The following is a 12,478-nucleotide window of genomic DNA, read 5'->3' on the forward strand; positions in this document are numbered from 1 at the left end:
GCGACGAGTTGATGGGCAAGCCGGTTGGCGCGCGCATTGAGTTGTGCATAGCTGAGTTGCTCGCCTTCGTGAACGATGGCCACGGCTTCGGGCGTTCGCTTGGTTTGCTCTTCGAACAACTGGTGGACGCACCGATCCAGTTGATATTCCGTCTCAGTTCGATTCCAAGTTTTCAACAACAAATTCCGCTCATCAGATTCAAGTAGATCGATACGACCAATCGATTGAGTGGGATCGTCGACAACTGCACCTAACACCTTCAAGAAGCGTCTCTGATGAGCAATCAATTCAGCTTCCGAATAAATATCGGGGTTCGCATCGAAATCGATTCTCACCTCTCCGCCGCTGGACGGCGAATAAATCGAGACCATCAGGTCGTTGACCGTAGCATTGCCAAGATTATGGGTCGTCGACGAGCAAGAGCCGAACGACAAGCCATAATCGAAGGGCATTAGGTTTACGGTAGGGCCAAAAAGTGGCTGTGTGTGAAGCCGGTCGAGATCTCGTCCCAGCACTTCGCTACGATAACGTTGATGCCGAAGGCCGCGTTGAATTTGCTCAGCAGCCTGCACCATTAATTCCATCGCACTGTTCGTATGGTGAACGGATAGTCGAATGGGCAGGACATTTGCCGTCATACTGGGAGTTAAGCGATCCTCGCCCAAGCGGGCTGCGACAGTAAAACCCAGCGGTATTTCCTCGGCGCCAGTAAATCGGTAGAGATAGACGGCAACAGCTACCGTTATTTGATTTGCCAGGCGACTATGGTCGCTAAAAAGTTCCCGTAACGATTGAGATGAAATATAAGCAGTCTGGCGAAGGCGATGCCGTAAAGCGGGAGCATACCGATTCGCTAACGTAACGGTGGCTGGCCAGTCCGAGCAACGTCTCATCCAGTATTTCTTGTCGCGCTCAAAGGCAAATGAGCCACGATATCGTGCATCGCTTCCTAACAGGTGTGATATGGGAGAAAAATAGGATTTGTCTGCTTTCCTCCCTCTAATGCGCATACTGTAGAAATGAGCAACGCGACGCGCAACGAGTACGCCACTATGACCATCCATCACACTATGGTGGTAACGTTGATACCAAATAAAGCAATCAGCAGCAACCTTAAGTAAGGCATAGTAAAATAGGGGCCCCTTTTTCATATCGAATGGAGTTTCGAAATTAACCTCCATCCATCTGGCAGCCTCTCTCGTGGGAGCTGCTTTTGAACTGAAATCGACAGTTGGCAACGACCAATCGAGGGATGGGACAACGAACGCTCGGATCGACCCGTTCACCTCAATAAGTTGGCAACGTAAAGTTTCCGTTTCCTGGACCACTGCGCGTAAAGATTCCTCGAACACCGCGGGATCAATGCATCCGTGTATTTCGGTGTATTGTCCAATGTTGTAGACAGGGTTGCATGGGTTAATTTGTTCGGCAAGCCAGATCTCCGTCTGTGCTGAGGATGCCGCGAACAGTTGAGGACCGATGTCCTGACACGTGATGAGATTGCGCTCGCCGTCGTCAATCCACTCATTATCAGGATTTGTGAGCTGATCGTTAATATTAATCCGGTAATTCATGTTCTCCTCGCGATTCCAGGGGAGTCTGAAACTGCGGGACATGGCGCCCATTGTCGGAAGCGACGAATCCCCGTTTGCGAAGTACGATACGATGCCGAGAACCACATTCGGGGCATTCACCCCGGTTGAATGCGCGGTAGATCGTCTACAAGACCGACTGCACGTCTTAGATAGATCAGTTGGCGCGGGATCGCTATAGCGTGGTGCGTTCGGTCAGGCGCCACCATAGTCCAAAAAAGGTCGGGCTTATCGGCTGGCCAGCGTCTATTTGCAAATCCACCAACTTCCAATATGGATATCGAGATAAGGACAGCCCCAGAGGACCCCAGCGCTCGCACTGCACGACCACGGCCTCGCGCCTGCGCCGTGATCTTGTAGGCCCACGAGCGATGCATTCCAAACGACGCGGTAACAGCGTGCGTGGTCGACCTGTGCCCTTGGGGTCGGGTTCAAGAGCCTGTGCACAAACAGTATCACTTACAAAGGTGATAGCGATTAGCAAGCCACCAAACAAAATTTTTTAGACTTCGAACATATTGAACTCCTTCAAGTCGACGGTAAGGTACCTTCGTACGGTACCAATTAAAGGAGTGACTTTAACCTTAATAACCGATACCAATTCCCAGTCGAATGAGCTTGGATCAACCATGCTGAGCAATGTTCGCGCCATGTGTAAAACTAGCAACAAACTGAAAAATAGCCGACAAGCAGCCTTGATGGCTGTCCTGTTTGTCCAATTCCAGACCACGTATGTCGAAGTTGTCAGATTTTGTCGCGATAAGGGCAACGGTCACAGTAAAGCGCGATATCATAGGATTGCTTATTTCACCAGCGAGTAAAATTTCTCAGCGGCAGATGGTTGAGTGCCGCGAATGCATTTCATCTGCCCTTGACGATCATATGCATGACTTCGATGCCACCCAGAATGATGCGGGCACAGCGAAAATCTTTGAATCCCAGCGTTGGACGGGTGCGACGCTTGATGGCACGGTGGTCCTGTGAGGAGCTTGACCGCAGTCTGCGCCACACGGTCACTCACCGTGGGCACGCCCAACTCGCGAATACCACCCGTTGCCTTTGGAATCTCAACTTGCTTGACCGGTGGCGGGAAGTACGACCCCGACGACATCCGGTTCCACTGAGCAGTCGGCGATCTCGCTAGTCAATTACAAGGAGGGCAAGAAAAACCTCCTCGAAATCGTGAAATTGTAGTAAGAGGTAGAGTGGAGGGTGCGATCAAACGGCGTTGTCACGTTGTCACGTTGTCACGTTGTCACGTTGTCGCGGGGCGCTGTCACGTTGCTGAGATGGTCGGGTAAAATCTCGTGATGAAGAATGCGAAATCGCTTTACCACGGTCATCGCTTCCCGGCCGCGGTCATCAGTCGCGCGGTGCGCTGCCTTCAGATTTCAGCTCAGCCTGCGTGATATCGAAGCGCTGCTGTTCGAGCGCGGGGTTATCGTCAGCTACGAAACGGTCCGACGCTGATGCGATAAGTGGTCCTGTCGCAGTATGAGCGAAAGGTCGGGCAAGACTGATATGGTATGGATTCCTTATCCAGCCAGCGAATAGAACTGCAGTGCGGGAGTTTGACCAACGCTGCAATCGTTCAATTGCTCCTTGACGATCATGTGCATGACTTCGATGCCACCTAGGAGAATGCGGGCGCAACGAAATTTCTGGAACCTGAGCATCGGGCGGGTCCGGCGCTTGATCGCGCGGTGGTCCTGTTCGACGATGTTATTCAGATACTTCGACTGACGGATCCTGATCGGCGTCTCGCGCCCGGCGTGGATAGCCTCAAGCGCAGCGAGATACGCCCCACTCTTGTCGATCGTCACCACCTCGGGTTCGCCGTTCCACTCGATCGACTTTTCTAAGTAGCGCTTCGCGGCAGCCTTGTCACGGTGGGCGCGCAGCAGGAAATCGAGCGTGTCTCCCGCTTTGTCCACGGCCCGGTAGAAGTACTTCCACTGTCCCTTGACCTTGATAGTAAGCGTTCGATCTGTACCGTCGCCACGTTCCGCGTAGAAGATACAATATTGGCCGCAACGGGCACGAGTGACCGACAGTGTCCACAAACTGCGGAGAATGGACACAGTGTTGCAAGTTGCCTGCGAATACGATCGAACGTCCCCTCCACTGTTCGAATAGGCAACTTCTTACCACTTGTACCGACGAAGAATGAATTGCACGGCACCGCAGCGATAACCCGCAATCGTCGATCAGCGTAACGTTCGAGGACGCGCGTTACAGTAGGATGCAGTCGAATGAGGCGTGACTTGTGGAACTTCGTCTCGCGCACGATCAGCGTTCCGTCGTCAAGGTTGACGTCGCTCCTGGACAGATTAATGGCTTCCGAGATACGCAGACCGGTTGCCGCGATCAAACCGAACAACGCTTCATAGGTGAGCGGTCTAATCGAACCGGCGGGCAATAACGCCGCCGACGCTGCGACTAGTTCATTGAGTTCCCGCTCCGTGTAGATATGTGGTGCCAGACGACGATGAGCTTGCCCGCAAAGGTCGCGTCGCGGAACGATGGCCTCGGGAGAGAACTGCTTCAGATACTTTGCGAACGGCCGGATCACCTCAATTCGGCGCGCCCAGGTAATGGCCCTTTCGCACTTTGTTGAATGTGCTCAGGCAAGAGCAAGTTCTTCGGTAATCGGGCCAGGCTGGGGCATGGCATCTGCGAAGCGCGCGAAGTCCATCAGGATCGAGCCAGAGATCTTAAGGTCGAAACCGAGGGAACGTCTCTGTGCCAGATACGTCTTCGCCTGCGAGATCATCGTATCAGCTGGTTTTGCGGAATTCTTCATGACGTTCTCCCCAGCCAGGGAAGCGCCACGGCATCAAGGCTTCGACGATCGATCTTTGTATAGATCGCTGTCGTATCGATGCTTCGATGGCGAAGTATGTCCGCAACTTCCTTCAAGGGGTTCCAAGCCGGAACCCCAGAAATTTCCGTCGCTCCAATTCGAGCCCGGCTATGAGCGCGTCCAGGTCGATTTTGTTGCACCACCCAGATGGACTGAACCCCGAAGGTTGGATATCGGTCTTGAAGGGTTTATGAGCAAACGAAGCTGGCCGGATGAGCGTGGAATACCTAACCAAGCCAAACCTGGCAAGGATTTACGGCAACTCAAGCTTTCTCCCCCGGAATACTCCGCGCTCTTGGCGCGGGGCCGTTTATTGCGCGTGTGGTGTTGCGACGACCGTCGCACCGGATGAACGCTGCGGCGCATTTTTCACGTAGCGGTCGAACCAGCGCTCCATTTCGTACACGAGTTGCTCATTCGATTCGAGCGCCGAGTACCAGTGAGGCTCGTGCGGCAGCATCACCAGCCGTGTCGTACCGCCGTTGCCGCGCAGTGCCTCGTATAGCAGCGTCGCCTGGAGCGGCGTGGTACCGGGATTCGCATCATCCATGCCGTGCACGATCAGCAGCGGAGTTTTCAACCGGTCGGCATAGAAAAACGGCGACACCTTGAGATAAACGTCCTGCGCCTGCCACACCGAGCGCCGCTCGCTCTGGAAGCCGAACGGCGTGAGCGCCTTGTTGTAGGCGCCGCTCGTTGCCACACCGGCACGAAACATGTCGGAGTGCGCCAGCAGATTGGCCGTCATCAGCGCGCCGTGACTATGACCCGTCACGCCGATGCGCTCCGGGTCGACGACCCCGAGCCGTACCGCCTTATCGACTGCGGCCATGGCGTCGGCGACGAGCTGCTCGTTGTAGGTGTCGTAGGCATGCTTTGGGTCGCCGATGACTGGAAAGGAGACGTTATCGATAATCGCGTAGCCGGCGAGCAGCATCAGCTGGTAATTCTTCAGGTGCGTGAACGTCTGCTCGGAGCTGCCCACCTGGCCGGCCGTCGCTGCATCGGCGTAGTCGCGCGGATAGGCGGACAGGATCGCGGGAACACGCGTGCCCTCCTGATAACCCGGTGGCATGTACAGCGTGAAGGACAGGTCGAGCCCGTCGGCGCGCTTGTACTTGACGAGGCGCTTCTTGATTTGACGCACCACTGGCGTCGGATCGACGAAATGGGTGAGGGCGGTGGAGCTCGAGGCATAGCGCGCTTCGCCCGGTGGCGCGTCGACCGGGACACCGAGCGTACGCTCGAACAGGTTTGGCGGATCCATCGCCGACTGGTGCCAGGTCAGGAACGACCCAGTTCCATGACCGGTGAACCCAAGGAAGAACTCAAGGGCAGTCTTGTCGCTGCGGAACAGGCGCTCGGTCTTGAGCGTCGCGAGGTCGAGCCGGTCGAGGAACGGACGGTTACCGGTAGGCGACGCGCCTTGTCCGTTGAGAAAGATCGCGTCGTCATGGACGCGGATCACGGGAAAACCGTTCGGCTGAATCCGCATGACCGGTGTACCGGGATTCGCATATTGCTCGTTGCTCGATAGATCCCACAGCACGCGCTGCGTGACGTGCGGAGCATCAACGTCGACGATGAAGGTGCGCCACCAGTGACGGTTGTTGTCGTACTCGGAGAGCAGCGCGATGTCCGGCTGCGAGGTCCATCCGAAGCCTGCGTAGCGTTGGCGCAAACGTGTCAGTTCGTGCGGCGCTCCGTCGAACGGCGCCCTCAGCATCATGACCTTGTCGCGCTCGGGCACATCGACGTTCCAGTCGCCGCCGTCGAGCGACTCGGCCCACACCAGCGTAGCCGGTTCGGTCGGCCGCCACGAGAACTCGCGCGGCCCGAGCGGCACGCCGGAGACCGGTACGCGGTCGGCGAGCGAACGCGACACGATCAGGTGTGTGGCGATCTGCGTGCGGTTCGCAATGTCCCACACCGTGTAATCGTGCGGGAAGCGCCCGAAAGTCGTCACGTACGAATACGGCCGCCGGATCGTGGACACCAGCACGTGCCGCCCATCCGGCGCCGGCCTGATGCCGTCGAGCAACGCAGGAGCACCGAGCGGCGTGACGGCGAGTGTGCGTGCGTCGACCCTCGCGAGTTGCGAGGTGCCGTAATAGTCGAACAGCGCTTCGTCGTGGACGCTCCCCAGCGTGTCGCGTGCTTCGTACGTGCTACTCTGGCCGCGCCGGCCGTCGGATTCCTGGATGCCCGGGCCGACCGATTCGTCGATGGCGACAGGCGGCGGGCCCTGGTGCGCGGGAATCATTTTCACGAGCAGCGAGGTCTGGTCGGGCATCCACATCAGTTCGCCGCCGAACATCGGATTCAACTGCACACCTGGAATACGGCGCACTGCGCCTGTTTCGCCGTCGCCGATCCACAGATCGACCGAATATGCGGTCACGTTTTCGAATGCGAAGCGCTTACCGTCGGCGTTCCAGCTTGGACCCGTTGCGCAGACGCCGGGCGGTAGTGCTATGTGCCGCATGGCGCCAGTCGCGAACAGCATCAGTTCGAAACCGGTAGCACACGGCGGGATGCCATAGCCACCTGGCGTGTCGTGCCGGCTGCGGTTGGCGGGCTCAACACGCACGCCAGCAAGCCGCAGGAACGGCGTTGCAACTCGTGCGATAGACGGATATTCCTGCGAGCTGACGAGCAGTGCCCGATCGGCGCTTGGGCTGATGACCGGTATCGGTGGCGGCGCCGCGAGCATCACATCGAGAATTGCTTTCGATGGCTGATTGTAAGTTGAGGTGTTGGACTGGGCCGTGGCTGCCTTCGACGTTGGTGTTGTCGTGTCGGGCTGCTGGGCGAATGCAGTTTGAGCCGCAATCGATACAACGAATGTGGCAACGGCGAGATGAGATGTCATGGAGCGAGAGGCCATCGTACACGTGGCGCGTTTTGCAGAAATCGAGTTTTGGGCGATGTAACAACGCCCAGCATTACATACTTACGTACCGGCGGCTTTGTTCGACATCAAGATTACATAGTTGCGCCAGCAACGAACTGCGCGCCTACCCTGCCGAACAATGCTAGCCTACTTCAGGTTTTCACGCGGAAGCCCCGCTCGGTTACCTACCAACGGTTCCAGGCCGGAACCGCCGAGACTTCCATCACTCCAGTTCGAACCCGGCTATGAGCGCGTCCAGGTCAATTTTGTTGCCGCTTTGAAAAGTGTAGTGTCCGTTCAGCAGGATATGCCGCCAGGCCGCCGGCGATATCTGCGGGAGCCGCGCCAGCGCCCTGGTGTTGCCGCTGGCCTCCCATTTCGTCAGTAGACGGGACAGAATCGCCGAGTTGTAAAAGATGATCACGTTGGCAATCAGCCGGGCGCACTGGTTGCTAATCTCGATTTCGGTGTCGGTGCGACCGGTCAGTTCTATCTTGCCACCGACCTGGTCGATGGTCGAACGGAGCTGATGGTAGGACTCGAGGCGGTTTTGCGAGCGATGCACGTTTCGCTCGAGCTGCGGGTCGCGCAGGTAGCGCAACGTGTAGATGCTGCGGATGAGCTTGTCGAACTCGAAGATCGCGCGACGTGTTGGATTTTCCGGCGAGTACGTGCATAGTTTGCGGATCGGCGAGCCCTGCGTGATCTCCTTGAGGCCCAGCGTGGCGACGATCTGATCGATATTGGTCTTCTCGCTGGTGATGAGCTGCCGGTCGATCTGGCCGACTGGCTGAATCAGACACTTCCCGTACAACGCCGGGTCGCCGATGCAATACAGTTCCAGCAACTGGTCATCGAGGTTTGTGAAGCGCGGTTCGAAGCGTAACCCGAACCAGTACAGGATGGCGAAATTGGCCTTGTTGATGCTATGCATGTCGCCGGTGATCGCAGTTGGCACGATATCCGACGTGTTGCGGTACCAGATGTCAAATACATGATGCGCCTCGTATTCGTGCGCGCCGATCAGGTAGCCGTTCAGCGGGACGTGATTGCACAGCAGCGTGTAGGCGACGACGCCTTTGCCGCGTCCGAAATATTTGCGCGAGTAACGCGCCTTTACGGTCGGTCGCTCGACGCCGAATTTCTGCCCGTCGACAGCACCATACAGCACATCGAGATCGAACGAGTAGTGAGGGAAGATCGATAGCGCGGCGATGGCATTGCTGATGCAGTGATTGGCCGCATGCAGCGTCGCCTGACGCAGATACTGCTGGTAGGTGCTATCCAGAACGTGGTACGGAATGTCGCTGGTGCGTGCCATGACCTGATTGCCATGGTTCATGGCCTGAGCGATGATAACCGCCATCAGGCTGTCTGGGGCCGCAACCTTCTTCACGTAGCGCGGCTGCAATGGCTTCATCGCCGACAGGAACTGGCACTGACCATTGACGAAGCGGAACACGTCGGCGACATCGCAGAACGGAAGCTGCTCGTAGAAGGCCTGTTCATGCACCTTCTGCTTCTCGGTTTTCGGTTTGCGCCAGATCAGCTTCTGCGTATCCTTGTCGTATTCCAGGTGCGTCAGCCTGCCCTGTTTCAGCTCGCGGTTGAAGGCCAGCCATTGTGTATGCAACTCGGCCGCGAGCGCTTCGAGTTGGGCATCGATTGGCTGCTGCAGGAACGGGATATCCATCTGTACCAGCGCGTCGGCCTGAAACAAGCTCGTCGGAGAAGTGGCGATGTTGCAGGCTGTCGTCGAGATAGATCTCACCTGACTGGAAGCGCTTCCGGATCTGGCGGTATAACCAGAATTCGTAGCGATCGGCGTGCAAGCCGGTCGGCTGACCATCGACGCCGAAGATCAACAGGTACGGTCGCAAGCGCTTCGGCAGTGTGGCCGCGGGACATTCGGCGAGCGGTCGTTGTGACAGGCGCTGCTGTTTGGCGAACACCCCCTTGACCCAGGCCAGTGCCGCAAGCCACGGGTTGTCCGGGGCGGTGCCGACGAGGTCGAGCTCGACGTACAGGGGACGCAGATGACGGCGAATACGTTTGGCCAGGTCGTCCACTGCCAGCCAGTGCAGTGCCAGTTGACTCAGCGGCTTGACAGCCATGCGTTGCGCCGTGTTTTGTAGCACATCCTTTGCCATGATTTTGTAGGCACGCTGACGCACCTCGCCGAACGGCGTGGGATCGGCTACGCTGTTATCCACATAGAGCGACAACAGGCGGCCGATCTGCGGCGTTTCTCGATGGCGTTTCACCTGCTCGGCGACGAGGGACTGTTTCGCGCCGGCGCCGCTCTCTTCCTCGAGCTGCTTCATGTGGAAGGCCATCGCATCGACCAGATTGTCGGTGAGCTGCCGGAAGCGCACCCAGGCGTAACACAGCAGGTAGAGCTGCGTCTGGTCCGCCTTCAGGTTGCGCAGGTCGTGGACGGTATAGAAGTTCGCCAGGCTGGCGTAATACAGCACATTCTGCTGCGAGATGCCCAGCCGGGGCAGCAACGTCTTGGCGATTTCGTGAAACGGCTGCAGCGTGGCGCGCTTCTCGCGTTCGCGGACCATCTGACGCCAGCCGAAATCCTTGGCGTCCTGTTTCAGTGCCGCCAGTTGCGACAGGGTATCATCGCGCACCAGGAGCTGGTCCAGCACGGCTTTGGTCGATTCGTCCAATACACCAGCGAGCAGCTCGCCCAGCCGCCGACGCTCGACGGACAGGGCTTCGCTGACCAGCTCTTGCAAGGTCGTGTAGCCGGGCCGGATCATCTTGTGCTCGTTGAGCCACACGATGAGCTCGGCGGCGACGAATCCCGGCGTCACGTCGCGACGTACAATCTGCGCGGCTTGCTGCACGAGTTGTGGCAGGAGAGCCGCCGCCCACGGCCGATAGCCGTATAGTTCAGCGATCTGTTCGCGCTGGGCGTAGTACTCGTGCCGGGTAATCGGCTTGGGTTCGAACGATTCGTCGTGAAAATAGCGGCTCAGCACGAAATCGTACTCGTCTTCGACCTCATCCCAATCGAAACCGAAGAAGGCGTGCTTGGCCTTGAAGTAGCCGATCTGCAAGATGCAATAGACTTGCGCGGGTATCGAGGGGCGGCTGCTGGCGAGCGCCAGTTCGGATTCGGTCAACGCCAGGTATTCCAGCCGCTGTGCATCGTCGAAATCAGGCAGGCCATACACGGCCTCCTGTTCGGCATCGGAAAAGACGCTGAGCAGCTTGTTCTTGTTGATCATCGACTATCCTCTCCACACGACGCTAGAGTCTTCGATTTTGTGGGATCACGATCCATGAGATACGACAGAAATATTGAGCTTCTGCATTCTACAGAGATAAACCTTATTATCTCTGTGGTGTCGTTTCTGTACTAAACTCGATGACATGAAAACGCGCCCCACGATCTCGTCCGCCGCCGACATTCCTGATGCCGATGCCCTGGCAGCGCTGCGTGCCTGGTACGAGGGCGCATCCTCGCGTGAGGCTGCCCACCGGTACCTGCGAGATCGGCTCAGCCACGGCCAGTCAGCCCGCGGCATCATCGGCCAGATCCGCCGGCAGCTGGCACTTTATGCCCGTAACCGACAGCGGGCAGATCTGGCCACGCTGTTCGAATGCCGGGCCCACAAGCGTGTGCATCATGCCCGAGCCACCGCGCAGGCTGTCGAGCTACTGCGCACCATGCCCGCGCCAGCCCCGCAGATCGGGGACGACATTGCGCACTGGCTGCCGGATCGCGCTGCCCGCACCTTGCACGCGGTCGGCATCCGGACCCTGGCCGATCTCACGGTACGGATTCCGCGTCGCCGGCAGTGGTGGACCGTCATTCCGGGTCTTGGCCCGGCCAGTGCGAGAAGGATCGAAGCCTTCTTTGCCGCGCACCCGGCGCTCACCGAGCGGGCCCGCGCCCTGATCAACGCGGATCGGCAGTCAGTCGTGACGCCCTGGGAGCAACTACGGCTACCGCACGAGGTCGACGGCTCCGGTGGCGTCTTCCGCGCGCCGGTGTCGACCTGCATCCTGGGCGTCGACAACGATTACGACGCCATCCAGGCATGGCTTGCGTTGCACGAATCCCCGGCCACGCAGCGCGCCTACCGCAAGGAAGCCGAACGGCTGATCCTCTGGGCCATCGTTGCCCGCGGCAAAGCGCTGTCTTCGCTGACCACCCGGGATGCAACCGACTACCGGGCGTTTCTGCGCAGGCCCACTCCGCGCGAACGCTGGGTCGGACCACCGCGGCCGCGCACATCACCGGACTGGCGCCCGTTTGTCGACAATCTCTCAGCCCGTTCGATTGCCCATGCGCTTGCCGTGCTCAGCGCCATGTTCCGCTGGCTGGTGGAGCAGCGCTATGTTGTGGCCAACCCCTTTGCCGGCATCAAGGTGCGCGGCAGCAAGCGCGCCATGGCGATGGAAGCCGCGCACGCCTTCACCGAAGGAGAATGGCTGCTCACGCGCATCATCGCCAACGGACTCGAGTGGTCGTACGGCTGGCAAGCCCCAGCCGCACAACGACTTCGGTTCATGCTGGCTTTCGGTTACTCGACGGGACTGCGGATCAGCGAACTGGCCAATGCGACCCTGCGAAATATCGAGGTCGACGCCGCCGGCGATCACTGGCTTCACGTCACCAGCAAAGGCGGCAAGCCAGCCAGGGTGACCTTGACACCGCTCGCTCGCGCCGCACTGGACCGGTACCTGCAGGAGCGTGGCATGGCGGTGAGCCGTGTTCGCTGGAACCCCGTCACGCCACTGATCGGCAGCCTGGACGAGAGCGGTGCCGGCATCAAGCCCCTACGGTTGTGGGAAGTCATGCGCAGGTTTTTCCGGCTCGCAGCTCAAATTATCGAAGCCGATCACCCAGCACTGGCTGAGAAACTCCGTCAGGCCACACCGCATTGGATGCGTCACTATCTTCCCTGCCGGACTATGTCGGGCGATATCGATAAGAGTTCATATTGGCCCAACGATTGCGCGCCTCAGAACGGAAGCATCGCCCCGATCACCCAACATAGTTTCGTGACCCTACAGGCTATTCAGAAAGGCGAGCAGTTGGTCTGTCGGGCGGAAGCGGCCCGCCTTGCCGCGTAGTGGCGACATCTTCGCAAGGGCCTGCTCCTTCATTGC

Annotated in this window: 5 protein-coding genes and 3 pseudogenes; 1 reads left to right on the forward strand and 7 read right to left on the reverse strand. The window is 58.4% G+C overall.

Translation table 11 applies throughout. The features are described from left to right. From AB4Y34_RS38955 to AB4Y34_RS38985, 7 genes and pseudogenes are all read right to left on the reverse strand, one after another. Window positions 1-1,574: condensation domain-containing protein (locus tag AB4Y34_RS38955; protein ID WP_368719044.1), on the reverse strand; the 1,574-nt coding region annotated here is incomplete at its 3' end. Window positions 1,575-2,453: 879 nt separating this feature from the next. After that, window positions 2,454-2,573 (reverse strand): annotated as a pseudogene (locus AB4Y34_RS38960) (DDE-type integrase/transposase/recombinase); the annotation flags it as partial. Window positions 2,574-3,127: 554 nt separating this feature from the next. Then, window positions 3,128-3,565, reverse strand: a pseudogene (locus AB4Y34_RS38965) (IS6 family transposase); the annotation flags it as partial. Beyond that, window positions 3,451-4,164 carry a tyrosine-type recombinase/integrase gene (locus AB4Y34_RS38970; protein WP_368719045.1) on the reverse strand — a complete coding sequence of 238 codons (714 nt, stop codon included), beginning with the start codon at window positions 4,162-4,164 and terminating at the stop codon, window positions 3,451-3,453. The pseudogene AB4Y34_RS38965 and the gene AB4Y34_RS38970, both read right to left, overlap by 115 nt. A gap of 51 nt (window positions 4,165-4,215) precedes the next feature. Continuing rightward, window positions 4,216-4,395: a hypothetical protein gene (locus AB4Y34_RS38975; protein WP_255215310.1), complete on the reverse strand. Its 180-nt coding sequence runs from the start codon at window positions 4,393-4,395 to the stop codon at window positions 4,216-4,218. A gap of 370 nt (window positions 4,396-4,765) precedes the next feature. Then, entirely contained in the window at window positions 4,766-7,327 is a 2,562-nt protein-coding gene (locus tag AB4Y34_RS38980) for a prolyl oligopeptidase family serine peptidase (protein ID WP_255215311.1), read from the reverse strand. Window positions 7,328-7,571: 244 nt separating this feature from the next. After that, window positions 7,572-10,587: pseudogene (locus tag AB4Y34_RS38985) on the reverse strand (Tn3 family transposase). Window positions 10,588-10,732: 145 nt separating this feature from the next. On the opposite strand from AB4Y34_RS38985, the gene AB4Y34_RS38990 reads away from it, so the two are divergent. Next, window positions 10,733-12,442, forward strand: coding sequence for a phage integrase family protein (locus AB4Y34_RS38990; RefSeq protein WP_368719046.1), 1,710 nt, complete (start codon window positions 10,733-10,735; stop codon window positions 12,440-12,442). The last annotated feature ends 36 nt before the right edge of the window (window positions 12,443-12,478 follow it).

The organism is Paraburkholderia sp. BR10954 (assembly GCF_040965775.1).
GTDB lineage: Bacteria > Pseudomonadota > Gammaproteobacteria > Burkholderiales > Burkholderiaceae > Paraburkholderia > Paraburkholderia youngii.